18 protein-coding genes and 4 tRNA genes are annotated in these 24545 nt (G+C 46.3%); 21 read left to right on the top strand and 1 reads right to left on the bottom strand.

From position 1 onward, the window contains the following. Nucleotides 1-180: 180 nt before the first annotated feature. The 21 genes from ACOJRU_RS14995 (at nt 181) to ACOJRU_RS14895 (ending at nt 23567) form a co-directional block, all read left to right on the top strand. Nucleotides 181-2064, top strand: a complete 1884-nt coding sequence (locus tag ACOJRU_RS14995) for a sigma 54-interacting transcriptional regulator (protein ID WP_421132540.1) — start codon at nt 181-183, stop codon at nt 2062-2064. A gap of 16 nt (nt 2065-2080) precedes the next feature. Continuing rightward, a complete protein-coding gene (locus tag ACOJRU_RS14990) occupies nt 2081-4666 on the top strand; it encodes a TonB-dependent receptor (RefSeq protein ID WP_421132539.1) in 2586 nt (861 codons plus the stop codon). A gap of 97 nt (nt 4667-4763) precedes the next feature. Next, complete coding sequence (locus ACOJRU_RS14985; RefSeq protein ID WP_421132538.1) at nt 4764-5963, top strand: CaiB/BaiF CoA transferase family protein; 1200 nt, start codon at nt 4764-4766, stop codon at nt 5961-5963. Next, nucleotides 5963-6883, top strand: coding sequence for a hydroxymethylglutaryl-CoA lyase (locus tag ACOJRU_RS14980; RefSeq protein ID WP_421132537.1), 921 nt, complete (start codon nt 5963-5965; stop codon nt 6881-6883). The genes ACOJRU_RS14985 and ACOJRU_RS14980 overlap by 1 nt, the downstream gene beginning before the upstream one ends. A gap of 4 nt (nt 6884-6887) precedes the next feature. Beyond that, nucleotides 6888-8954, top strand: a complete 2067-nt coding sequence (locus ACOJRU_RS14975; protein ID WP_421132536.1) for a hydantoinase/oxoprolinase family protein — start codon at nt 6888-6890, stop codon at nt 8952-8954. 11 nt (nt 8955-8965) lie between these two features. Beyond that, entirely contained in the window at nt 8966-10828 is a 1863-nt protein-coding gene (locus ACOJRU_RS14970; protein WP_421132535.1) for a hydantoinase B/oxoprolinase family protein, read from the top strand. Beyond that, nucleotides 10828-11442: an isochorismatase family protein gene (locus ACOJRU_RS14965; protein ID WP_421132534.1), complete on the top strand. Its 615-nt coding sequence runs from the start codon at nt 10828-10830 to the stop codon at nt 11440-11442. The genes ACOJRU_RS14970 and ACOJRU_RS14965 overlap by 1 nt, the downstream gene beginning before the upstream one ends. 8 nt (nt 11443-11450) lie before the next feature. Continuing rightward, nucleotides 11451-12845: a 3-isopropylmalate dehydratase large subunit gene (gene leuC / locus ACOJRU_RS14960; RefSeq protein ID WP_421132533.1), complete on the top strand. Its 1395-nt coding sequence runs from the start codon at nt 11451-11453 to the stop codon at nt 12843-12845. 12 nt (nt 12846-12857) lie between these two features. Continuing rightward, entirely contained in the window at nt 12858-13451 is a 594-nt protein-coding gene (gene leuD, locus ACOJRU_RS14955) for a 3-isopropylmalate dehydratase small subunit (protein ID WP_421132532.1), read from the top strand. Nucleotides 13452-13913: 462 nt separating this feature from the next. After that, nucleotides 13914-14900 (top strand): bifunctional biotin--[acetyl-CoA-carboxylase] ligase/biotin operon repressor BirA, encoded by a 987-nt coding sequence (birA, locus tag ACOJRU_RS14950; RefSeq protein WP_421132531.1) that lies wholly within the window; start codon nt 13914-13916, stop codon nt 14898-14900. Beyond that, complete coding sequence (locus ACOJRU_RS14945; protein WP_421132530.1) at nt 14890-15630, top strand: type III pantothenate kinase; 741 nt, start codon at nt 14890-14892, stop codon at nt 15628-15630. The genes birA and ACOJRU_RS14945 overlap by 11 nt, the downstream gene beginning before the upstream one ends. A gap of 121 nt (nt 15631-15751) precedes the next feature. Continuing rightward, nucleotides 15752-15827: transfer RNA gene (locus ACOJRU_RS14940), tRNA-Thr, on the top strand. Between the two features lie 8 nt (nt 15828-15835). After that, nucleotides 15836-15920 (top strand) — tRNA-Tyr (locus ACOJRU_RS14935). A gap of 34 nt (nt 15921-15954) precedes the next feature. Continuing rightward, nucleotides 15955-16029, top strand: a tRNA-Gly gene (locus ACOJRU_RS14930). A gap of 7 nt (nt 16030-16036) precedes the next feature. Next, nucleotides 16037-16112 (top strand) — tRNA-Thr (locus ACOJRU_RS14925). A 66-nt stretch (nt 16113-16178) separates the two neighbouring features. Next, complete coding sequence (tuf, locus tag ACOJRU_RS14920; RefSeq protein ID WP_013782545.1) at nt 16179-17360, top strand: elongation factor Tu; 1182 nt, start codon at nt 16179-16181, stop codon at nt 17358-17360. Between the two features lie 231 nt (nt 17361-17591). Beyond that, nucleotides 17592-17723: a hypothetical protein gene (locus ACOJRU_RS14915; protein WP_421132529.1), complete on the top strand. Its 132-nt coding sequence runs from the start codon at nt 17592-17594 to the stop codon at nt 17721-17723. Nucleotides 17724-17986: 263 nt separating this feature from the next. Next, nucleotides 17987-19039 carry an aldo/keto reductase gene (locus tag ACOJRU_RS14910; protein ID WP_421132528.1) on the top strand — a complete coding sequence of 351 codons (1053 nt, stop codon included), beginning with the start codon at nt 17987-17989 and terminating at the stop codon, nt 19037-19039. A 539-nt stretch (nt 19040-19578) separates the two neighbouring features. Then, on the top strand, nt 19579-20766 hold the full coding sequence (locus ACOJRU_RS14905; RefSeq protein WP_421132527.1) for a hypothetical protein: 1188 nt from the start codon (nt 19579-19581) through the stop codon (nt 20764-20766). Nucleotides 20767-20960: 194 nt separating this feature from the next. Then, on the top strand, nt 20961-22907 hold the full coding sequence (acs, locus tag ACOJRU_RS14900) for an acetate--CoA ligase (protein WP_421132526.1): 1947 nt from the start codon (nt 20961-20963) through the stop codon (nt 22905-22907). Between the two features lie 12 nt (nt 22908-22919). Further along, entirely contained in the window at nt 22920-23567 is a 648-nt protein-coding gene (locus tag ACOJRU_RS14895; RefSeq protein ID WP_421132525.1) for a response regulator, read from the top strand. A gap of 15 nt (nt 23568-23582) precedes the next feature. Here the strand turns inward: ACOJRU_RS14895 and ACOJRU_RS14890 are convergent, their stop codons facing one another. Further along, entirely contained in the window at nt 23583-24533 is a 951-nt protein-coding gene (locus ACOJRU_RS14890) for an amino acid ABC transporter substrate-binding protein (protein ID WP_421132524.1), read from the bottom strand. Nucleotides 24534-24545: the final 12 nt, after the last annotated feature.

Raw genomic sequence — 24545 nt, 5'->3', positions numbered from 1 at the left:
AATTATTCATTTTGAAATAAAAAGTGATCGTTCAATATTTATTCATGCGTACTAAGGTTGAGCAATGTTTAATCAAAAGCAATAACAGCAAGGCCTAACGTGTTTTTTGCAAAGTTGGTACAGCACCTGCTAACAAGTCATTAACCATTACGCCTGCTTAACAATGAGTAGGTGAAAAAAATGAGTGAAAACGACTTGAATAATAACGCATTACAACCAAGCAAGCTGCGCGTACTTATCTTTGGCTACAAAGAATTTAGCCAGTTGATGAGCAGTGTGCTTGGGCGATTCCGCGAACACGCAGAATTTCGTATTGTTGATGCGATTGTAGGTACAACCTTTGAGATAAAAAAACATATCTCAGCGTTTTGCCCCGATGTGGTGGTTAGTGCAGGTTCAAACGCTCGTTATCTAGAATCCGCATTGTCTATTCCTGTTGCATCACTGGCTACTACCGAGTTAGACATTTATGAGGCGATAGAAAAAGCCTCAAAAATCTCTGACAATATTCATGTTATTTCTTTTGCCCATACCAGTATCTCTGCCCAACTTGCCGGGCCCAAGTTAAATGCGCATGTAGAACAAACTGTTTATCTCACGCCAGAACAGGCACGTGAGCAGTTTTATATTGCCTCTAAAAAACCAGAGGTCGTCATGGTGGGAGCAAGCTTGGTGTGTGGGCTTGCCGCAAGCAAAGATATTCCCTCTTTTTTGGTATATTCAGAATCGTCGTGTATTGAAACTATCGAAAGCGCGCTTGAAAAAGCGCGTGAATGGCGAGAGCGCAACCGTGAACATGCCATTATGTCGTGGTTAATGGATAAGTCTAAAACGCCTATTATTATGATAGACGGCATGGATGAATCACTTACGTTAAATAATGCTGCTAAGCACGATTTAAAGCTGACCAATGATTTTACCAGTGACTTGTCCACGCTCATTCATCCCGAAGGAGGCAAGCGCCTCACCGATGGAGAGTGTGAAATAAACGGCAAAGAATGGTGGTATCACCTAGACACCGTAGACCAAGTTCCTAATCAAAAATATATCTACCAACTTTACAGCAAACTTCCCACCGCAAAAGCAAAGAAAAAAGCCCCGCTTAAACGTCACGAACTTATTTATCAATCACGCGAGATGGAATCGGTTATGCAACAGGCCGTCGCTTTCGCTTCCTCGCCAAGTAACGTGTTGTTGTTTGGTGAATCAGGCACAGGTAAAGAGTTAGTCGCGCGCCAAGTGCAGAAGTTTAGCCCTTATGAGCAAGGCAAATTTGTGGCATTGAACTGTAGTGCCATACCGTCTGAGCTTTTTGAAGGCGAATTATTTGGTCATCAAGACGGGGCGTATACCGGTTCGCGACGAGGCGGTCGCAAAGGGTTAATTGAAGAAGCCCAGCATGGGGTGTTGTTTCTCGATGAAATTAGTGAGCTTGCCTTAGATCAACAGGCCAAGTTGTTACGGTTTTTACAAGAGCGTCAGTATCGTCCGTTAGGTGGAAACCAAGAGCGTGATGTCGACCTTAAGCTTATTGCTGCATCGAACCGTTCCCTGTCAGACATGGTAAAAACTGGTGCATTCAGAGAAGATTTATTTTACCGCCTTAATGTATTCAATATTACGCTGCCGCCGCTTCGTCAGCGTATAGCCGATATTCCCCTCGTTGCTATTCATAAATTAGCGTCACTTAACAAACGCTACGCCTTAGACCATGCACCAGAAGACGTGTGGAGTGTTATCGAGCAACCCATGCTGGCTTATCGGTGGCCAGGCAATATCCGTGAACTTGAGAATGTACTAGAACGAATTGTTGCTTATGTGAAAGCCATGAATGGCCTTGACCGTGTAGGCAGCGTGCTCTCTCAGATTGCACCAGAGCTTTCCCACACTAATGAAGTGGCGGGGGCTCAAGGTGGAGCACTTAAAAATAAAGAGTATGAAATGATTTTAGCGACGCTCGAACAATGTAGTGGTGATAAACGTCGAGCTGCGCAAGCGTTAGGTATTAGCCAAACCACTTTGTGGCGTAGGCTCAAAGATATTCAACACAACAATAATGACTAGTGTCTGGAGAAACCCAATGTTAAACACACGCAAGCACCTCATCGCCAGTAGCGTTGCCATAGCGTTTTCGCTATCAACGTCTGTATTTCATACTCAAGCTTTTGCGCAAGAAGAAGCCACGAACGCCGAAGACGAAAAGCTGATTGAAGTGATCAGTATTTCGCGTAAGCGTCCAGAAAGTATTCAAGAAGTGCCTATCGCGGTAACGGCGTTATCTGAAAGGCAACTAGAAGCTGCCGGTGTAGAGCGCACTGGGGATTTTATTGGCTTAATTCCAAACGTAAGTATTGTTGATGCGGCTAACGTGGGTGATACGCAGGTTAACATTCGCGGTATTATTTCAACGCGAGATGCAGAATCGACGTTCGCCTACGTTGTTGATGGTGTGCTCCAAACCAACCCCAATAGTTTTAACGAAACCCTCACCGATGTCGCACAAATTGAAGTGTTGAAAGGGCCGCAAGGGGCGCTTTATGGCCGTAATGCTGTTGCTGGCGCCATTCTTGTTACAACCAAAACACCCTCAGATATTTTTGAAGCCAAAGTAGAAGCCGGAATCGGTAATAATAATACCCAGCGTTACAGTGCGATGGTTACCGGCCCGCTAAGTGACACCGTTTTTGGGCGCTTTGCAATAAGCCACAATACAACCGATGGTTTTTATGAAAATGTATTTTTAGGTCGCGATGATGCCGTCGACTTCCTAGAAGATACCACTATGAAAGGGCGCCTTATTTGGGAAGCGTCAGATGATCTTAAATTTGATCTTCGCGCGTCACGTAGTGAAGTAGAAGGCGGGGCGATTAACTTTAATGCGGCGTTTGCACTGCCTAGCTTTGTTGATGCATTCGGTCAGCAAGCCTTTAACAAAGACGTGAACGATCATGAGTTTATCTTTGCGTTTAACGTACCGGGTGAAAACGAACAAGAAACCACAGAGCTTTCACTCAAAGCTGATTGGGAACGTGACACCTTTGATGTTACCGCGATAGTGGCTTACAACGACTTAGATGAGTACTTGCTGTCTGATGGAACCAGCGCGTCGTTTTACGGTTATGAAGTCACACCGCAATGTCAAACCGACCGCCAAACGCTCAATAACCTACCAACAGAATTAGGCGGTGCGGGCCGAAGCGACTTATATGGCGATTTCCTTTCTCCCTTTGTTGTTCTGCCACCGGGTCAAGACTTCGCCGGTGTATACGGTCCTTATACACCGTCCTCATGTGATGGTTATCAATATCAAGAGCGAAGCCAACGTGATTACAGTGCAGAAATTCGTTTAACGTCGAAAGACGACTCTGATCTGCGCTGGATAGCGGGTTTGTATTTCGCCCAAATTGAAAGAGATGTCGTGGTTGCCTACGGCGCTGACCAAGGGCAAGGTTTCCTTCGCCAGTCATACGTACCGCCAACAGGCCCCAACCCTACTGATTTACTTTTTAGTGACACGTTCGATACCACAGTAATGTCAGGTTTCGGCCAGGTTGAGTACGACCTTACTCAGCAGTGGGAGCTGTCTGTTGCGGTTCGTTATGACAATGAATCTCGAGAGGTAGAAAACAACGTACCTAATGTTTTAGCGTCTGGGTTAAATGTGAACACCATTGTTAATGGTCAGGTTGGTCCTATCAACCCTGCGTTTAATACAAACCCGAACGGTATTCCAAGTCGTGATGCCAGCTTCAGCCAGTGGCAGCCTAAAGTAACTCTTAGCTATGAAGCATCATCTTCACTCAATTTATACGGTAGTTATGGCGTTGGCTTTAGAAGTGGTGGCTTTAACTCAATCGGGACCGAAGCGACGCTCGACTTCTGGTTTAATGCATCAGGAACCGGTACGCCGGGCGACGCGGTTAATGCTCAATTGCAAGTTACCGACGACTATGCGAAAGAAGTAACAACGAGTATTGAGCTTGGCGCGAAGTCGAGCTGGTTAGATGGCGCACTAAAGGTAAATACAGCGGTGTTTAACACCAATGTTGAAGATAATCAGTTTTTTGAATTCTTCGCCGGTCCTTTTGGCTTATTGCGTGCAGTAACCACCATAGACGAACTCGATATTCGCGGGTTTGAAGTTGATTTTAATTATCGCGTAACAGATGAACTGACACTATTTGGTGGTGCAGGCTTCATCGACAGTGAAATTAAAGAAAACAGAAACCGTCCGTTATCGGTCGGTAACGAAGCGCCACAGACACCAGACCGTTCATTTACGCTTGGTTTTAGTCATGAATATGCAATTACCAGCGATGTGTTAATGCTGACTCGTGTCGATTATCAGTACGTAGGTGAAACCAACTTCCACACGTTACAAGGTGAAGAAACGCCCACAATTTGGGACTTCTTTGGCACCTTAGGCGGCGGCGTACCGCCCGGTCCTCACCCACAAAACTTCAATAACGCAACGCGCGATGCTTACGGCCTCGTAAACGCTCGTATCGCGTTTGCAGGTGAAATGTGGGAAGTGGCGCTATGGGGTAAAAACCTGGCAGATAAGCAGTATTTGCAAGAGGTTATCCCTGCGCCCGAGTTTGGCGGGTCGTTTATTCATCCCTCAGCACTTAGGTCTTACGGCATAGATTTCACCTACAACTTTTAAGGGTTTACGTGCAGTAAACACCGAAATAGACAACCTATTATAGTTTGATGTTACCCGTGCACTTAGGTGCACGGGGACACCGTTCGAGAGAAAAATAATGAACAAACCATTGGCAGGAATAAAGGTTATCGACCTGACGCATATGTTGTCAGGCCCTTATTGCGGGATGATCTTGGCCGATTTAGGGGCCGAAACCATCAAGGTAGAGCCGCTTAGCGGAGAGGGAACACGGAAATTACTCGCCACCGACCCAGAAAACTCGTTGGATGGAATGGGCGCATACTTCATTACCTTAAATAGAAACAAGAAAAGCGTATGTATTGATTTGAAAACCCCTGAAGGCTTAGACATTTTTTATGACTTGGTTAAGTCTGCGGATGTGGTTGTAAATAACTTCGGGGCCGGCGTGCCGTCGCGCCTTAAAATAGACTATGAACATTTAAAAGCAGTAAACCCGCGTATTATTACCTGTTCCATTACGGGTTTCGGTAACAATGGGCCTAACTTTAAGCGTCCAGCGTTTGACCAAGTCGCGCAAGCAACCGGTGGCGGTATGTCAATCACCGGTACCGACCCTCAAAACCCTGTTCGCGCAGGTATCCCCATTGGTGATTTAGGCGGTGGCATGTTTGCCGTAATGGGCATTCAAGCAGCATTACTTGAACGTGAAAAAAGTGGTGAAGGGCAAGACGTCGATATTTCGATGCTTGATTGCCAAATATCGCTTTTGAACTACATGGCAACAATGTACTTCCTGTCAGGAAAGGACCCGTTCCCTATTGGCAATTCTCACTTTGTACATGTGCCCTACGACACGTTTAAAACTGCCGATGGTTTTATTGTTATCGCGGTTATTACCGATAATTTCTGGCAAAACCTGAAAGAAGTGGTACACGCACCCGAGCTAGATTTGCCAGAGTTTGATACGCAGCCCGGTCGTTGGGCGAAGAAAGATTTTATTATCGACACCCTTAACAACATTCTACAAGCGCAGCCTTCTGATTACTGGATAGAGAAGTTAGAAGCGGCACGCATTCCCTGTGCGCCAGTCAATAAATTCTCGCAAGCCTTAAGCGACGAACAAGTACTTCATCGAAACATGGTGGTAGACCTTTCAAGTGCCGACGGCAATATCACTAAAGGGCCTGGTAATCCGATTAAGTTCTCGCGTTCTGATGAAGAGAGTTTTTCTGCCGCGCCACGTGTTGGCGAACATACCGATGAAGTGCTTCAAGAGCTTGCGGGTCTTAGTCCCGAGGCTCTCGCAGCACTAAGAGAAAAGAGGGTGGTGGGGTAATGGCAGAATCAATCATTATCAACGATGTTGGCCCTCGGGATGGATTGCAAAATCAAAAGAAGCATTTAAGTGTCGATGAGCGACTAACGCTAATTAATGCACTTGTTGAAGCCGGCGTGCCAGCCATTGAAATTGGTGCTTTCGTATCACCAAAAGCCGTGCCGGCAATGGCCGGTACGGATGATATCTTTAAGCAGCTTACGCACATAAGCGATACCGCATTTTCGGTGCTTATTCCTAATAAGCGTGGTTTTACAACGGGCCACGATTTACATGTTCCGCTTATGTCACTGGTGGTAGCGGCAAGTAAAACTATGAATGAAAAAAACATCCGTATGTCGACCGACGATGCGATGTTGATGTGTAAAGACGTGCTAACGCTTGCCAATGACAGTGAAAGCAAGGTGCAGGCTTACGTTGCAACAGCATGGGAGTGCCCCTTTGAAGGAAAGGCATCGCCTGATGAAGTCATGCGGCTATGTGATGAGCTACTTACCGCGGGCGCAAGCCATATTGTTATTGCCGATACGATTGGTGCGGCAGCGCCCGATGAAGTGTTCGCGCTTATGTCGCGCTTATCAGATGCATTCGGCGCGCAGCACTTATCCTGTCATTTTCACGATACCAGAGCCATGGGCGTGGCCAACGTTTACGCCGCTATTCAAGCGGGTATTCGCCAATTTGATGCCTCGATTGGTGGTTTAGGTGGGTGTCCGTTTGCGCCTGGCGCCACGGGCAATGTAGCCACCGAAGACGTAGTGCTACTGGTTGAACAAATGGGCTATAGCACCGGGATTAATATGCCTGCGCTGCTTGCTGCCTCCGATTTAGCAACAGAACTTACTGGTACAGCTCGTGGTGGTCATGCAAAGGCGTGGCTGAAACAACAACATGCAAGCAATGAATGCGACAGAGGATAGAATTATGAGTTATCGATTAGGTGTCGACGTAGGTGGAACCTTTACAGACTTACTACTGATAAATGAAGATTCAGGCGAAACCTTTACGGCAAAAGTGCCCTCAACGCCACAAGACTCATCGGTAGGTGTATTAAACGGCATTAACCGAATTTGCGAACAGTCAGGGGTTGATGTTAAAAAAATTAACCGCGTAATGCACGGAACAACGGTTGCGACCAACGCAGTATTAACCGGCAAGGGCTCAAAAGTCGCGCTCATCACCACCAAAGGTTATAAGCAAGTGCTTCAAGTAGCGCGTTCGTTTTGTCCAGGTGGTTTGGGCGGATGGGTAAGCTATGTGAAAAAGCCACTGCTTGCACCGCTTGAACTTACCATTGAAGCTGACGAACGTATTGATGCAGACGGAACCGTGCACAAAGCACTCGATGAGCAAGCGCTTCGAGAGTCATTACAGGCGTTAAAGTCTCGCGGCGAGTTCGCAGCCATCACCATTTCATTTATTAATGCCTACGTAAATGGTGAAAATGAGAAGCAAGCGCAAGCCGTTGCCAATGAAGTATTTCCTGATATGCCCATTTCAATTTCATCTGAAGTGGTGCCTGAACTTCAAGAGTATGAGCGAACAGAAACAACGGTCGTAAACAGTTATGTGCGCCCAGAAGTCGCCAAATATGTTGATAACCTCTACGCTGCGTTAACCGAGAAAATGGGCGAAGATCTTCACCTTTCTATTTTACGCTCGGATGGCGGGTTAGCATCGGCACGTTCAGCAGCAGACAGCCCGGTTAATTTATTGATGTCCGGCCCTGCAGGCGGTGTGGCTGGTGCTATTCACTTCTGCAAACAAGGTGGTCACGACAACATTCTTACCTTTGATATGGGAGGAACGTCAACTGACGTCGCCCTTATTCAAAATGCATCAGCCCGTGTTAGGCGTGAGACCCGAGTTGGAGATGTCACCGTTCGTGCACCGTCTGTTGACGTGCGAACGGTGGGAGCAGGAGGCGGCTCGTTAGCCTTTGTACCTGAACTCACTAAAGCCTTGCGCGTTGGACCAGAATCGGCGGGTGCGGTGCCAGGCCCAGCAGCGTATATGAAAGGAGGCGACCAACCTACTGTCTGCGACGCCAACGTTGTGCTTGGCTATTTACCGGCCGACGTACAGCTAGGTGGCAGTATGTCTATCAACCGCGATGCTGCTGTTGATGCGGTGAAGAAGGTTGCCGACCCAATGGGAATAAGTGTTGAAGAAGCCGCAGAAGGCATTATCAAAATTGCCAACGAAGCGATGTTTGGTGCATTGCGATTAGTATCAGTAGAACAGGGCTTTGACCCACGTGAATTTGCCTTAGTAGGGTTTGGCGGCGCGGGCCCCTTGCATGCTAATGCGTTAGGTATTTTAACCAATGCGTGGCCTACTATTATACCTCCAGGCCCAGGTGTACTTTGTGCTTACGGCGATGCCACCACACAAGTACGAGATGAGGCGTCGCAAACCTATGTGACCCTGCTCGATAATATTGAAATTAACGACTTCACCACCTTGCTTGATGAGCTTGCTGAAAAGGCATCGTCAACGTTAAGCGCCGATGGCATCGATAACGACGAACAGGTTATTACTTATCAGGCAGACGTGCGCTATACCGGTCAAGCCTTCCAGTTAAGCATCGAGTTTAGTCGAGACGAGTTAGCGAAAGAAGGGTTGGCGTTACTCAAACGTCAATTTGATGCGGAGCATACGCAGTTGTTTACGTTTGCCCTTGAAGACGGACACGAGATTGTCATGGTACGGGCGGTCGCAACGGCGAAGAGCAAGCCGTTGCCTGCACCTCCACCGCCAAGCACACAAGCAACATTGAAAGAATGTGAAATTACGTCGTCAAAGATTTATTACGAAGGCCGTTACCACGATGCGGTTATTTACGACCGTAACCTGTTGCATACAGCGCTAACGGTAAATGGCCCTGCAATTATTTGTGAGATGGATTCTACAACCGTGGTCTTACCGGGCTATGAAGCGTCGGTCGATCATGTCGGTAATCTTTTAATTAACCCACAAGCATCCAAGTAATAGGTGGCACCATGAACGAAAAAATAAAACAAACTAACAGTGCACCACTTAATCGTGTTGATGTTGATACGGTTACCGTGGATATTATTGAAAACGCCCTTCGTAATGCACGCGAAGAAATGGATGCCGTATTATTTAGAACGGCAATGAGCCCAGGTATTCGTGAACAAGGCGATTGCTTTCCCATGATTGCGAATAAAGACGGCAAAATGGTCGTTGGTCAATTCGGTTCGTTTATCCACGGGTTTATGGATGCATTCGAAGGAGAGTTGGAAGAAGGCGACATTATTCTTACTAACGACCCGTATATGACGAATGCCGCAGTATCGCATTTACCGGATTGGATTGTACTGGTGCCGGTATTTAAAGAAGGGCGGCATATTGCGTGGTCGGCGATGTTTGGTCACATGTCAGATAACGGCGGTATGGTGCCCGGGTCCATTCCTATCAAAGCGGAAACCATCTTCCAAGAAGGTATTCGTATTCCGCCTACCAAATTGTATAAGAAAGGGGTGCTGCAAAGCGATATTTTGGAATTGATCCTTCATAACGTACGTACACCGCAGTGGAACCGTTTTGACTTAAACGCATTAGTGGCGTCGTGCAAAACTGCGGCCAAGCGTTGTGTAGAGATTTCTGAGCGCTTTGGTGACGATATTTTTTATTCCACCATGGAAATCATGTTGGATAGAAACAAAGTGGCCATGGAAGCCATTATCAATATGATTGTGCCAGAAGAGCCGCGTACGTTTGAAGACTATCTATGTGATGATGGCGTAGGTAAAGGGCCATACAAAATAAGCTGTACTATGTGGCGCGAAAACGGAAAGGCTATTTTTGATTTTGCCGGCACCGACCCCCAGGCAAAAAGCTCTATTAACTTCTTCTTAAATGAAGACATGTTCAAGATGTTCTTTGGCTCATTCACCATCAACTTAGTCGACCCGCAAATTCTGTTTAACGACGGTTTTTATGATTTGGTCGACGTAAGAATTCCGCAAGGCAGCTTGTTAAAGCCTAACTATCCGGCAGCGCTATCGGGCCGTACTCATGCATTAGGACGTATTTTTGATGTAATGGGCGGGCTGCTTGGGCAAAGCGCACCCGATGCAATGAATGCGGCAGGGTTCTCCGACTCTCCTCATCTATTCTTTTCAGGTTATGACAAAAAAGGCGAGTGGTTCCAACTCTTTCAAATTGGTTTTGGCGGTATTCCAGGTCGCCCTGTGGGGGATGGCCCAGACGGGCATTCACTATGGCCAGGCTTTACTAATGTACCCAATGAATTTGTTGAAGCCTACTTCCCACTTCGTATTGAATCTTACGAAACCATTGTCGATTCAGGTGGTGCAGGCTTGCATCGTGGTGGTAACGGTTTGTCAGTGGCATACCGATTCCTGTGTGATGGCAGCATCGCCATACACGATGACCGTTGGTTAACGTATCCGTGGGGCGTAAATGGCGGTGAGCCGGGTCAACGTTCTACCAAACGTTTAGTAAAACGCAATGGCGAAAGTATTACGTTACCGGCGAAGTGTGAAGGAATAGAAGTGAGCGAGGGTGACCTGCTTTATTTCGATACCTGGGGCGGCGGTGGTTGGGGCGACCCTTATCAGCGTCCCGTGGAGAGTATTATGGACGATGTACGCCGAGGCTTGGTCAGCGAGGAAGGCGCTAAACGATATGGTGTGGTCATTGTTGATGGGGCAGTGGATGACACTGCAACTACTGCAATGCGCGCGGCATTGACTGAGGCACGGGGCGAGGTACAAGTGTTTAACCGTGGCGGTACTATCGAGGAAATTCTTGCGCGTTGCGAAGAAGAGACCGGCTTACCAGCACCGGTATCGCCTACCTTCAGAGAAAACGCGTAATGAGTGAAGATCGAGACTTGGCAATCGGGGGCGTGCCGTTTGGCCGCCGCCCAGGCCTTATCGTCGTAGACATGACATACGGTTTCACGTCACTTGATAGCCCACTAGGTGGTGCGTTCGATAGCGAAATCGACGCCGCACAATCGTTAGTGTCGTTGTTTCACGCGTGTCATTTCCCGGTCTTTTATTCAACCGTGGTGTATAAAGACGACCATACACAAAGTGTGTTTCGCCGCCATCTTCCCGACTTAAATATACTCGCTGCCCATTCTAAATGGGTAGAGGTAGACGAACGCCTTACCGTGTTACCTACCGATACGATTATCGAGAAAACTGGCCCCAGCGCGTTTTTTGCTACGCCATTATCTGAACAGTTAATACAAAAGAAATGCGACAGCCTGATGGTGTGTGGACTAACTACCAGTGGGTGTGTGCGCGCAACGGTAGTCGATGCGCTTAATTACAATTATGCCACGTGGGTCGTGGAGCAAGCGTGTGGCGACCGTAATGTGTCAGCGCATAATGCGAATCTTCATGATATGAACGCCAAATATGCCAGCGTAGTGTCTTTGAATCATGCAACCGCGTTTCTTGAAAACAGCAAGAGTAAGTGAGTACTTAAATGGGACAAACCCTGTACGACAAATTATGGGATAAACACTATATAGGTGATGTAGATGGTGATGGCCTCTTATATATTGACCGCCACCTTATTCATGAGGTGACGTCGCCTCAAGCGTTTGACGGATTAAATCAATATGGCCGGCGCGTAAGGCGGCCAGATCTCACCATTGCCACCATGGATCATAGTATTTCTACCCGCTCGACATCGCTTGATGCGTGTGGCCCTAAAAATGCGCTGCAATTAAAAACGCTGGTGGAAAACTGCAAGCAGCACGGAATTGTGCTTTACCCCGTTGGTGACGCTAACCAAGGGATTGTTCATGTTATGGGTCCAGAGCTTGGGTTAATTCATCCAGGCATGACCGTAGTGTGCGGCGATTCGCATACCGCTACGCATGGCGCATTGGGCACACTAGCGTTTGGCATAGGTACGTCAGATGTGGAACATGTATTGGCGTCACAAACTATCAGGCAGTCGAAAGCGAAAAATATGCGGGTGGTTTTCTCAGGAACGCCTGGCGCCGGTGTGGTCGCCAAAGACCTTATATTGGCGTTGATAGGTAAAATAGGACACGCAGGTGGTACAGGGTACGTCATTGAATACAGCGGCGATGCGCTATCGCATCTTTCTGTTGAAGGGCGCATGACCATATGCAACATGAGTATTGAAGCGGGTGCTAAAGCGGGCCTTATTGCACCAGATGACATCACCCTCGCGTATTTAAAAGGTAAACCTTTTGCACCGAAGGGAGCGGCGTGGGATGAATCTTGCCTTGCTTGGAAAACCCTTTATTCCGATACCGATGCGGTATTTGATGCAGAAGTGCATATCGATGTTTCACGTCTTGCCCCGCAAGTGACGTGGGGAACAAACCCCGGTCAGGTGGCAGGCATCGATGAGGTTATTCCATCTCCTGATAGTTTTGATGATGCATTAATGACAGCATCAGCCCAAAAAGCATTGGCTTATATGGCGCTGACAGAAAGAACCGCTTTTTCTGATATTCCTATCTCACATGTATTTATTGGGTCGTGTACCAACAGCCGAATAGAAGATTTACGAGCGGCTGCTGATATCGCCAGAAAAGGCAAGGTGGCGAAAGGTGTAAAAGCCATTGTTGTTCCCGGTTCAGTAAAAGTGAAAGAGCAAGCCGAAACGGAAGGGCTAGATGAGGTGTTTAAAACCGCAGGTTTTGAATGGCGTTTGCCAGGCTGCTCTATGTGCTTGGGAATGAATGACGATGTGCTTCATGAAGGTGATAGATGCGCGTCTACTAGCAATCGCAATTTCGAAGGGCGGCAGGGCAGAGGGTCTAGGACTCACCTAGTTAGCCCGGCTATGGCAGCTGGCGCCGCGATAGCGGGCCATTTTGTTGATATTCGAACGTTTTAAGTGAGGCACGTTGTGACACCTTTAAATAAAGTGGTATCCCATGTTATTCCTTTATTGGAAGACAATATTGATACGGACCAATTACTGCCTAAGCAGTTTCTAACAGAAATCGCTCGGGCTGGGTTTGGAAAGCATTTATTGCATGATAGGCGCTACCTTGATCAACATGAAAGCGTACCTAACCCTGATTGCGTTTTAAATCAGGATGCGTATAAAACCGCGTCGATATTAATAACAGGGAAAAATTTCGGCTGTGGCTCGAGCCGAGAGCATGCGCCGTGGGCACTGGCAGATTTTGGTATTAGCGTCATTATTGGTAAAGGTTTTGCCGATATTTTTTATGCTAACTGCTTAAATAATCAAATTTTGCCTATTGTATTGCCCGATGAGGTAGTAAACGCGTTAGCGCTTCGTGCACAGCGCACGCCAGGAGCGGAGGTAACCGTCGACTTGTCGATTCAAACCGTCAGTTTTGATTCCTCGGTCATTACCTTCAGTATTCCCGAACATCATCGCGCCAACTTACTTAATGGTGTTGATAAAATAGGAAGAACGCTCCAAGAGCATGACAAGATAAAAGCCTATGAAGTGGCAAATAATATTTAGATATTCTGCCATTAGCGTATCGCGTTCTCTTGGGCCGTTATTCGCTGTATCGACCGCATTGTCGATAAGATGATGTAGCGTATTTCTCCCTCTACACGAACAGAACACGAAAGCCGGATTTCGGCTTTCTTTCTTAATTTACTTCGCCTACCATTGACCGATAAATGACAGTACGCAACACACTTGCATACTGTTGCCATTACCTCTAGAGCCTTAACTCATGTCCGTTGGTAACTATATAATTCACTGGCGCGCAATGCTTACCACGTTGGATATGTTTGCAACCCTATGCGCTTCTGGTTTTTTGTGCGCTTCTATTACTATTGGGTTTTCTTTACAAACCATTACCACGTGTAAAGGCTGTTGATATGGCGACACTATATAAAGGCAAAAATATAAGACATTATGCTTATGTGATGCCTCACATATATGTAGTCGACCGATAAAAGGATAAATCACACCATGAGACAAGCATCTAAGGCTATAAGAAAACATATACTTGCCTTACTCTCAGATGGACAATTTCATTCAGGCGAAGTTATTGCACAGGAAGTGGGGTTATCTCGCACCGCTGTCGCAGGACATATCTCGCAGTTAGCCGATTGGGGGCTCGATGTTTTTAAAGTTAAAGGTAAAGGTTATCGTTTGGAGAGAGGCTTTCCATTGTTAAGCGCAGATAATATAAAAAAACATCTTGGAAATACCAAACGGGCAATGATTGATGTCGAATCGGTGCTTCCTTCTACGAATACTGAATTAAAAAAGCGTATTGCTAATGCGCGTCATGAACTGGCTAACGGTGATGTGATTTTTGCCGAAATACAAACCGCTGGGCGCGGGCGACATGGAAGAACATGGCTTGCGCCGGTGGGGGGGAGCTTAACCTTCTCGATGTATTGGTCGTTTCCCGATGGCTACCAAAGCATGGCAGGGCTTTCGCTTTTAGTCGGCTTAGCCGTATGTAATGCGCTAAAAGAGTTTGGCGTTAATGATGCAGAGCTTAAGTGGCCTAATGATATTTACCTGCAGGGCAAAAAGCTGGCAGGAGTATTAATAGAGGTAGAAGGGCAAATTGGTGCAACGGCACACTCAGTTATTGGTATTGGCCTTAATGTATGCATGCCTGACGGTCAGTATGATGTGGGTCAGCCACACAGCGACTTAGCCGCTTATTTGGGGCATACCCCAGATAGAAATGAATTAGCCGCTGCGATAATAAAGTCGATGTGGCTTTATCTTCCTACCTTTTCACAACAGGGCTTTGGGCCATTCGTACCGCATTGGGAAGCGTTAGACTTATATGCTGACAAACGCATTGTGCTGCAAATGGGTGAAAAGCGTTTTTCGGGTATTGACCGTGGCGTTGATGCCAGTGGAGCACTATTAGTAGAAACCCAAGATGGTATAACACGCTTTCATGGTGGCGAGGTTAGCTTACGTGGTAACTGAAAATTCGGTGGTACTTGTTGATATTGGCAACACCCGAATCAAATATACGCTGCTTTGTGAGTCTGAAAACGAACCGTTAGTGTGTAACAGCCCCAACGACTTATTTAATTTTGTCGATAATCAAAAAAATATCACGCATGTATACCTTGCTTCGGTAAGAAATCAGGAGGTGGTTGATGAAATTTCAACCATGTGTGCATCGCGTAAAATAAAATTTGTAGAAAAGCACACAGAGAAAGAAGCGTTTGGTATAAAAAATAGTTACGCCAATGTTCAAAAAATGGGCGTTGATCGTTGGCTTGCGATGATTTGTGCTGCACAAAAAACAAAAAAAGCATTTTTTGTTATCGATGTGGGTACGGCAATAACGGTAGATTTTGTTGTAAGTGGTCAACATTTAGGCGGTTGGATAGTGCCAGGCTTCACAGTAATGCGCGACGCATTAGTGTCATCGACTAAAAAAGTCTTCGCGAATAATGAAATTCCGACCTCTTTTGGGGTGGGGACCGATACTGAGGAATGTGTGGCACAAGGGTGTCATGCTGCCGTATATGGTGTTTATTTGAGCGCTGTTGATTATATATCAAGCAAACAAACAGAATTTGACGTTATTTTAGGGGGTGGAGACAAAAAAGTGTTTGCATTTTTGGAAAGCGCTGATAACATGCGCCTCGCTCATTTGGTGGTGCAAGGTCTTGCCCGCTACGCTCGACACGAACTGTTTAGTTAGTAGAAAGCGTAAGTTTTTAATTGGTTGAAAAACTGGTTAAAAAAGAAAAATGAAAATTTTTCGAAAAGACACTTGCACTGAGTAATTCATTACTCTAGAATGCGCACCCACTTGATGTAGTGCCGACTTAGCTCAGTTGGTAGAGCAACTGACTTGTAATCAGTAGGTCGCCAGTTCGATTCCGGCAGTCGGCACCATCAATCCTGGAGGGGTACCCAAGCGGTCAACGGGAGCAGACTGTAAATCTGCCGGCTCAGCCTTCGCAGGTTCGAATCCTGCCCCCTCCACCACTTTCTTTATGAGGTGGCCAGAGAATTAAGATTTGCGGGCATCGTATAATGGCTATTACCTCAGCCTTCCAAGCTGATGATGTGGGTTCGATTCCCACTGCCCGCTCCAAATCAGTGCTGATATAGCTCAGTTGGTAGAGCGCACCCTTGGTAAGGGTGAGGTCGGCAGTTCAAATCTGCCTATCAGCACCATTTTCTCCCCAGCTCATGTTGTAAAATTTCAAAATTTTTTAATGTAACGTTGCTGGGATAATAGAAATGGCAAAAGAAAAGTTTGAACGTACGAAACCCCATGTAAACGTGGGTACTATCGGCCACGTTGACCACGGTAAAACTACCCTTACTGCAGCAATCACTACTGTTCTTTCAAAGACATATGGTGGTTCAGCTCAGGCATTCGATCAAATCGATAACGCGCCTGAAGAGAAAGCTCGTGGTATCACCATCTCTACATCTCACGTAGAGTATGACACACCTACTCGTCACTACGCTCACGTAGACTGCCCAGGACACGCTGATTACGTTAAAAACATGATCACCGGTGCTGCACAGATGGACGGCGCGATCCTAGTAGTAGCTGCGACTGACGGCCCTATGCCTCAGACTCGTGAGCACATCCTACTTGGTCGTCAGGTTGGCGTACCTTACATCATCGTATTCATGAACAAGTGTGACATGGTAGATGATGAAGAGCTTCTAGAGCTAGTAGAAATGGAAGTTCGTGAACTTCTTAGCGAATATGAATTCCCAGGTGATGACCTTCCAGTTATCCAAGGTTCTGCACTTAAAGCCCTTGAAGGCGACGCAGAATGGGAAAAGAAAATCATCGAGCTTGGTGAAGCGCTTGATTCATATATCCCAGAGCCAGAGCGTGCAATCGATAAGCCGTTCATTCTTCCAATCGAAGACGTATTCTCAATCTCAGGCCGTGGTACAGTAGTAACGGGTCGTGTAGAGCAAGGTATCGTTAAAGTAGGTGAAGAAGTAGAAATCGTTGGTATCAAAGATACAACTAAGACGACTTGTACTGGTGTTGAAATGTTCCGTAAACTTCTTGACGAAGGTCGCGCTGGTGAGAACGTTGGTGTTCTTCTACGTGGTACTAAGCGTGAAGACGTTGAACGTGGTCAAGTACTAGCTAAGCCTGGTTCAATCAACCCACACACTAAATTCGAAGCTGAAGTATACGTACTAAGCAAAGACGAAGGTGGCCGTCATACTCCATTCTTCAAAGGCTATCGTCCACAGTTCTACTTCCGTACAACTGACGTAACTGGTGCTGTAGAGCTTCCAGAAGGCGTAGAGATGGTAATGCCTGGTGACAACCTTAAGTTCGTAGTAGAGCTTATTGCACCAATCGCGATGGACGAAGGTTTACGCTTCGCTATCCGTGAAGGTGGCCGTACTGTAGGTGCTGGTGTTGTAGCTAAGATTCTTTAATCTAAGCAAACCAATGCATTAAAAAAAGGCGCTCAATAGAGCGCCTTTTTTGTATCTGTTTATCTATCTTATTCCCCAATAGCGCCTGACGGTATCTCTCTCCATTTTCAGCTCATTGTTTTCGTTGTTCGCCTTATTGATTCAATTATACGATAATTGCGATTGATATTTTGCTATTTAATCTTTTTGTTAGATTGGTGATAATCTCTGCAACAAAAACGGAGAGCAAATATGAACACCATCATTAAGATACTATCAACAAAGAAAACGGTCGCTACCTACACTAACTCGCAAGCGCGTACGCAATGCAACTATGCCAACAACTATTATGGCGACCAAGTGTGCGTAAAAGTGAAGTCATAGCGCTACACAAGTCACAGAGATACTATTATTACGAAACGCGGTGTGTCCGCGTGTCGTAACCCCATTGTCCTTCAGTACTCAGCACACTCTTGTGGCTATAATCAACAGGGACGGAAAGCAAATACTTATCCCATGTAACCTTCAGTTAGCCATCACATTGAGATTTTTAGCGCAGGCTTTGGTATGTTTTGACACTACAGGCGTATAGTAGTAATCAGATAAAACAATACCGCGCTAACAAGAACAATGAAGCTGGAGAAAGTATGCAATACAATAGGCTAGGGGCAAGTGAGCTTTCAGTGTCTGACATTTGTCTGGGCACAATGACATGGGGTATTCAAAATACTCAGCAAGACGCCGATGCACAACTAGCGATGGCAATAGACCGAGGTATTAACTTTATTGATACCGCAGAGATGTATCCTGTCCCTCCAAATAAAGAGACGTATGGCGATACCGAACGGATCCTCGGAAATTGGTTGGCGAGAAATACAGCGCTTAGAGATAAGCTTGTGGTAATGACGAAGGTAGCAGGGCCAGGGCTTGCTTATATACGCGACGGAAAGCCCATTACGCGAACGTCAGTCAGTAGTGCGCTAGATGCGTCGTTGCAACGTTTAAATAGCGACTACGTCGATGTATACCAGCTTCATTGGCCCAACCGTATGACACCGCACTTTGGAAAGCATTGGCCAAATAAAGTCGATCCTACTCGTATCTCTCCAGAGAAAGAAATCGACGGCATGCGCGATATTCTTACCGGTATCAAAGCGGCGTTAGATAGTGGCAAAATTCGTCATTGGGGGTTATCAGATGATACGCCATGGGGAATACATACATTCTTAACGCTTTGTCGCGAGATGAACATTCCTGCCCCGGTTTCCATCCAAAATGAATTTAGCCTACTGCATGCTAAAGACTGGCCTTATTTAATTGAAATGTGCGCCTTAGAAGACATTGCTTATTTACCTTGGTCTCCCTTAGCGACAGGCATGCTAAGCGGTAAGTATCAGAATAATGCACGGCCAGAAGGGTCACGTTGGACGATGACACAGCGACAAGGCTTGTTTCGAAGTCAACAAGCTGGCCATGAAGCAACCGCGCGCTACTGTGATATTGCGCAGGGCGCTGGAATTACACCGTCTCAGTTAGCGCTTGCATGGTGCCAACAAGTGCCTGGCGTAACCAGCACCATTATTGGCGCGACATCTACCGCACAGTTGTCAGAAAATATCGACGGTTTTTCTGTCACGTTGAGCGGTGATACGCTAGCCAGTATCAGTGATGTGTTGCAGCAGTATCCCCTCGGATTTTAGATTTCAGTAGGGCAGTCTTTACCGCACAGTGAAGACTGCCGTCAATACAGGACATCATCAATTTCTTCGATCCAGTGACCGGCCCGGCCAGAAAGAGCAAGAGACGTTGCATTCATAGTTGCTGTGCTTGTGGTTCATACTGTTTATACCGTTGATCACTATTCTCTCAGGAAAGCGAGTTGCTTTCCCCTATTACCACCTATACTTACTTTGCTATTAAGCAGTAACGATAAAGATTATTACTTAATTGCATGTCACTTTTTTGGTCAAGAAGCATGCTCAATTCTCAGTCTGAACAGTAAGTTTGCGAATTACCGCGCTGAAAACGGGGTAAACCGTAAGACTTTGGTCGCACCGGACGTGATATGTAGAGTAATTTTCTCATTTTTATCTCACAATTAAGTTGTTTAATAAATGTTAAGTTTTCGTTAGCGGGTTGAGGGCAAGCACCAATGCAGTCTACGTCTCTTGTTTTCCCACTAAAGAATTATTCAGACGTTCGAATCTGATTTTTATGATTGTAAATATGGGAGAATCACATGTTAAAGCGAATTGCAGCTTCTGTTGCATTAGTATTAGTAAACACGCCAGTTGACGCTTTTGAGTTTAGTTTCAAGGGGATGATAAAAACGGAAGCGGTTACTTCAAGTCAGGGGATTGCAAGTTACGGCAGTACCTACAGCCAAGTAGCGCCAACCCATGCATTACGCACGGATATTTTTGGTGGCGCCCCTGCGACCGCTCAGCAAACTAATTTTTTAGAGTCTGAATCGACCTCGTTCCAAGCCGCACAATCGCGTTTCTCGCTCAACATGAAACACGAAAAAATTCGTGGCGTATTGGAATTTGACTTTATTGATGGTGAAGATGGTTTTACTAACCAAACCGCTATTCAAGCGCAAGAAGCAAGGTTGCGACTTGCCACACTTTATTATGATTATTCAAAGAACCTAACTATTTTCGGTGGTCAGAAATGGTCAACTGCCTCGGGTATCAAGTCGAGCGGAAGCTATAACTGGATTGGTAATGCGTTTCGTGCAGGTAACACTGGGTTCTTGGCCATGGAAGTCGGTGCGACATATAAGGTTGACGACTTGACGATAACCGGTGCACTTACAGGAAAAGGGCGTAATGCAACCGCTGGAGGCGTTAATGCCAACGAGCTAGGGCGCATGCCGGGCCTTGCGGTTGATATTAATTATAAATTTTCTGGCCATAAGATAGGTGTTGCAGGGCATTTTGCCAGTCTTAAATTTGAAGATGAGCCGAATTTTGGTGCGGGTGAAAATCAAGATGCCAATCTGTTTAAAGTGTACACCACGCTTAATTTTGGTGATGTAAGCGTTAACGCAGAATATTACTCAGGCGAAGCGTTGAACAACCAAAATGCATTAGGTATCGCGCCAGCGGCCAGACTAAACGCAGATGGGCAGGTAAGAGAAAGTTTTAGCGAAACTGGGTTCTTTACCTTTGTAAGCTGGAATGTTAGCCCTGATAGTAACGTGAAAGTGGGCTACGCCAGTGCATCTGTCGATGACAGCGAGCGTGACAGATTAAGCCTTACTGAGCTTAATAAGAATACCACTGCGTATATCAACTACGGCTACAAAGTGACAACAGGCCTAACCGCCTTCGCCCAGCTTACGCATTTTGACACTGAGTATGGCGTTGACTATGAAAACTTTACCGCAACGGTAGCCCGTGCGGGGGTGGTATTTAAGTTCTAACCCACCTTACAACACACTCACATGCTGACTATCGATGAATTACGATGGTCAGCATGTGTTCGTGTCTTTCCCTATCAATTCGCGAAGTAAAAATAGCCGCTAAGACCAAAGTCTCATTTTTCTTTAGTACTGAACGATTAGAGTGGTTAGTATGAAGCGTAATCTTTTATCTATTTGATTTTGGAGGCAACATTATGACTGCCAGTAAGACCTACCCTGTACCAGATTCTATTTTACAATCGACGCATTTAACGGCGGCGCAATATGACGAGATGTACCAGCAGTCAATTGACAACCCCGACGCATTTTGGGGCGAGCATGCAAGTATGCTCGAATGGTACAGTGCGCCAACAAAGGTGCAAAATACGCACTTTGGCGCCAACGATGTCTCCATTAAATGGTTCGAAGACGGTAGCTTAAACGCAAGCTACAACTGTATTGACCGACACCTTGCAAAGCACGCTACAAAAGTGGCTTATTACTGGGAAGGTGACTCGCCAGAAGACAGCCAAGAAGTTACTTATCAGCAGGTACATTATGAAGTGTGTAAGCTTGCAAACGCCCTTAAAAAAATGGGGGTTACTAAGGGTGATCGCGTCGCGATTTACATGCCTATGGCGCCCGAAGCGGCCTATGCCATGCTAGCGTGCGCTCGCATTGGTGCCGTTCACTCTGTTATCTTTGGTGGCTTTTCTCCAAATGCAATTGCCGACAGAATCAACGATAGTGCGGCGAAAGTGGTGATTACTGCTGATGAAGGTCGCCGAGCAGGCCGCGCTATTCCTTTGAAAGCCAACGTAGATAAAGCGCTGGTCAATAATGCGTGCCCGTCGATTACACATGTTGTTGTGCATAAGCTGACTGGCGGAGACGTCGAGTGGAATAGTGATGTTGATGTGTGGTGGCATGACGCCATAGACGATTGCTCTGCACAATGCGAGCCGGAGGTCATGAACGCCGAAGATCCGCTCTTCATCCTATACACCTCTGGGTCAACCGGCACGCCTAAGGGTGTTGTGCATACTACCGGTGGCTATCTGCTTTATACCGCGATGACATTTAAGTATGTGTTTGACTACAAAGATGATGATATCTATTGGTGTACGGCAGATGTAGGTTGGATCACAGGCCATAGTTATATGGTTTATGGGCCAATGATTAACGCTGCATCGCAGGTGTTTTTTGAAGGCGTGCCAACGTATCCTGACGTGCGACGCATCGCACAAGTTGTCGAAAAATATAAGGTTAGTAGCCTCTATACTGCACCCACCGCTATTCGCGCTCTGATGGCACATGGCGACAAACCGGCCGAAGGTTGTGACCTTTCTTCACTGCGCTTACTCGGCACGGTGGGCGAGCCTATTAACCCAGAAGCATGGGAATGGTATTACCGAGTAATCGGTCAAAGCCGTTGTCCAATTATGGATACGTGGTGGCAAACGGAAACCGGCGGTCACATGATTACCCCGCTTCCTGGGGCCACAAACTTGAAACCTGGCTCAGCAACACGTCCCTTTTTTGGTATTCAACCGGCGCTTTTCGATGCTGATGGCAATGAACTCGAAGGGGCGGCAGAAGGCAACTTAGTGATTAAAGCGAGCTGGCCTAGCCAAGCACGAACCGTATACGGCGACCATCAACGCTTTATTAATACCTACTTTAGTGCTTACAAAGGCGTTTATTTCACCGGCGATGGCGCTAGACGCGATGACGATGGTGACTATTGGATAACGGGGCGTGTAGACGATGTATTAAACGTTTCAGGTCACCGATTAGGTACGGCAGAAATTGAAAGCGCGTTGGTGGCACATGCCAAAGTGGCTGAAGCTGCTGTTGTAGGCTACCCTCACGATATTAAAGGGCAGGGGATTTATGTGTACGTGACGCCTAACGAGGGCGTAGTGGCAGACGATACACTTACAAAAGAATTGAAGGCCTGGGTACGTCAAGAATTAAGCCCTATTGCAACACCAGACATGATCCAATGGTCGGATGGCCTTCCTAAGACGCGGTCGGGCAAAATTATGCGCCGTATTTTGCGTAAAATTGCGGCGAATGAGCATGAGCAATTAGGTGATACGTCAACATTGGCGGATCCATCAGTTGTTGATACACTCATAAGGGAGCGACTGAATAAGTAGAAGGATAACTCAATGATAACTTTACTCATTGCCGATGATCATCCGTTGTATCGGGATGCCCTGCGGGGGGCGTTATCATTGTCTTTACCAGCCTTGACGCTGCTTGAGGCTGGTGACTTAACCAGTACGGTCGACATGCTTAATGAAAACGATGTCGACCTGCTTCTCCTCGATTTGCATATGCCAGGCAGTAACGACTTATTTGGTTTACTTCACATTCGCAAGCTGTATCCGGATGTACCGGTGGCGGTTGTGTCCGGAACCGAAGATTCGTTACTCATTACCAAAATTATGAGTGCAGGTGCGTTAGGGTTTATTCCTAAAACCGCGAGCTCTTCTGACATTGCAGAAGCGGTCAACGCCATTTTAGATGGTGATGTGTGGTTACCGCCCAATTTAAGTGACAGTGTAGACGAGGTTGATGAAGCCTTTTCGGCATTGGCTGATAATGTTGCATCACTCACACCGTCACAGTATAAAGTGTTGTGTTTTATGCGTGATGGATTACTGAACAAACAGATTGGTTATAACTTGGATATTGCAGAGGCAACCGTGAAAGCGCACGTAACTGCCATTTTCAAAAAGCTAGGTATTAATAATCGAACACAAGCCGTATTAATCGCCTCGCAATTAGAATTAGAGCCTCCTACGAGCAGATAGCACTAGTGACCTAAATTATCGGTGATGCTGTTGCTTCACATCATGCAAGCCGTTATTTTTGTTAGTAAAGTGCGGCAAAAACGTATCCATCGCCTGTTTACTAGGTTCACTGAGTAATGGGTTCTCAAGGTGAATAACTGCTCTACCTCTTATCATGTTCATACTGTCTTTATACACCTCTTGAGCGAAGAGATGACGCTGACATTCCCCATTTTTAATAAGAATAAGTAGGCCTTCTGTAATGCGCTCTGCAAGCAAAGTATTATCAATACCCGTAAAGAAAAACATGGGGCTAGGATAGGAGAGCACGAGATTGGGCTCGATAACTAGATTACGAGATAACGCCTTATTATTTTCTTCCTTACTAATCTCCATAATACCTCGAGGGTACATGTCGGCGAACCCTTCAGCTACGATACGAAAAGAAGCGCGATACGTTGTTTCTAATACACCCATATTGTTGTGGCGCAGAATTTTCGTATCTGGCCAATCATAGCCTTGCACTGAACGTAATTGCTGAAGCTGTGAAAGTGTTAGCGGTGTATTAAAGGCAGTAGCACTTTCGTTTATCAGAAGAATACGTTTTCCGAATAAACCCGCCATAATGGGGATACGTATTGCAAGATGCTGTTTTTCTCGGTCTATCGACGTGACGCTCCACGTTACGTCCAACAAGTCATGCTCTAAACTCCGCAGTTGGCGTTCTTGTGAAAGTTCGCTTTCACTAACGACAAATTCATACGTACCATAACGCTCTTCGGTGACGGTTAGTGCCATTTCCAGCAATGATTTTGCATAGTTAAACACGTTATCGCGGCCAGGATGTACATTCGGCAAACGCAGCACGGTATGCGCACTAGCGTCAGGGAGGGTGACATTATCGTTTTGTGCGTAGACGCCACCACTTACGCCGCAAAACGCAATAACAGATGCTAAAAAAACAGTTATGGTAATGTTCCTTTTCACCCACCTTTCCTT

The organism is Alteromonas algae, assembly GCF_049117195.1.
Taxonomy (GTDB): Bacteria; Pseudomonadota; Gammaproteobacteria; order Enterobacterales; family Alteromonadaceae; genus Alteromonas.
This window is presented reverse-complemented; position numbering and strand designations above follow the sequence as displayed.

Excerpts from the sequence above, each read along its gene's own strand:
- ACOJRU_RS14995 (WP_421132540.1), top strand. The coding sequence starts at position 181 with ATGAGTGAAAACGACTTGAATAATAACGCATTACAACCAAGCAAGCTG.
- ACOJRU_RS14990 (WP_421132539.1), top strand. The coding sequence starts at position 2,081 with ATGTTAAACACACGCAAGCACCTCATCGCCAGTAGCGTTGCCATAGCG.
- ACOJRU_RS14985 (WP_421132538.1), top strand. The coding sequence starts at position 4,764 with ATGAACAAACCATTGGCAGGAATAAAGGTTATCGACCTGACGCATATG.
- ACOJRU_RS14980 (WP_421132537.1), top strand. The coding sequence starts at position 5,963 with ATGGCAGAATCAATCATTATCAACGATGTTGGCCCTCGGGATGGATTG.
- ACOJRU_RS14975 (WP_421132536.1), top strand. The coding sequence starts at position 6,888 with ATGAGTTATCGATTAGGTGTCGACGTAGGTGGAACCTTTACAGACTTA.
- ACOJRU_RS14970 (WP_421132535.1), top strand. The coding sequence starts at position 8,966 with ATGAACGAAAAAATAAAACAAACTAACAGTGCACCACTTAATCGTGTT.
- ACOJRU_RS14965 (WP_421132534.1), top strand. The coding sequence starts at position 10,828 with ATGAGTGAAGATCGAGACTTGGCAATCGGGGGCGTGCCGTTTGGCCGC.
- leuC (WP_421132533.1), top strand. The coding sequence starts at position 11,451 with ATGGGACAAACCCTGTACGACAAATTATGGGATAAACACTATATAGGT.
- birA (WP_421132531.1), top strand. The coding sequence starts at position 13,914 with ATGAGACAAGCATCTAAGGCTATAAGAAAACATATACTTGCCTTACTC.
- tuf (WP_013782545.1), top strand. The coding sequence starts at position 16,179 with ATGGCAAAAGAAAAGTTTGAACGTACGAAACCCCATGTAAACGTGGGT.
- ACOJRU_RS14915 (WP_421132529.1), top strand. The coding sequence starts at position 17,592 with ATGAACACCATCATTAAGATACTATCAACAAAGAAAACGGTCGCTACC.
- ACOJRU_RS14910 (WP_421132528.1), top strand. The coding sequence starts at position 17,987 with ATGCAATACAATAGGCTAGGGGCAAGTGAGCTTTCAGTGTCTGACATT.
- ACOJRU_RS14905 (WP_421132527.1), top strand. The coding sequence starts at position 19,579 with ATGTTAAAGCGAATTGCAGCTTCTGTTGCATTAGTATTAGTAAACACG.
- acs (WP_421132526.1), top strand. The coding sequence starts at position 20,961 with ATGACTGCCAGTAAGACCTACCCTGTACCAGATTCTATTTTACAATCG.
- ACOJRU_RS14895 (WP_421132525.1), top strand. The coding sequence starts at position 22,920 with ATGATAACTTTACTCATTGCCGATGATCATCCGTTGTATCGGGATGCC.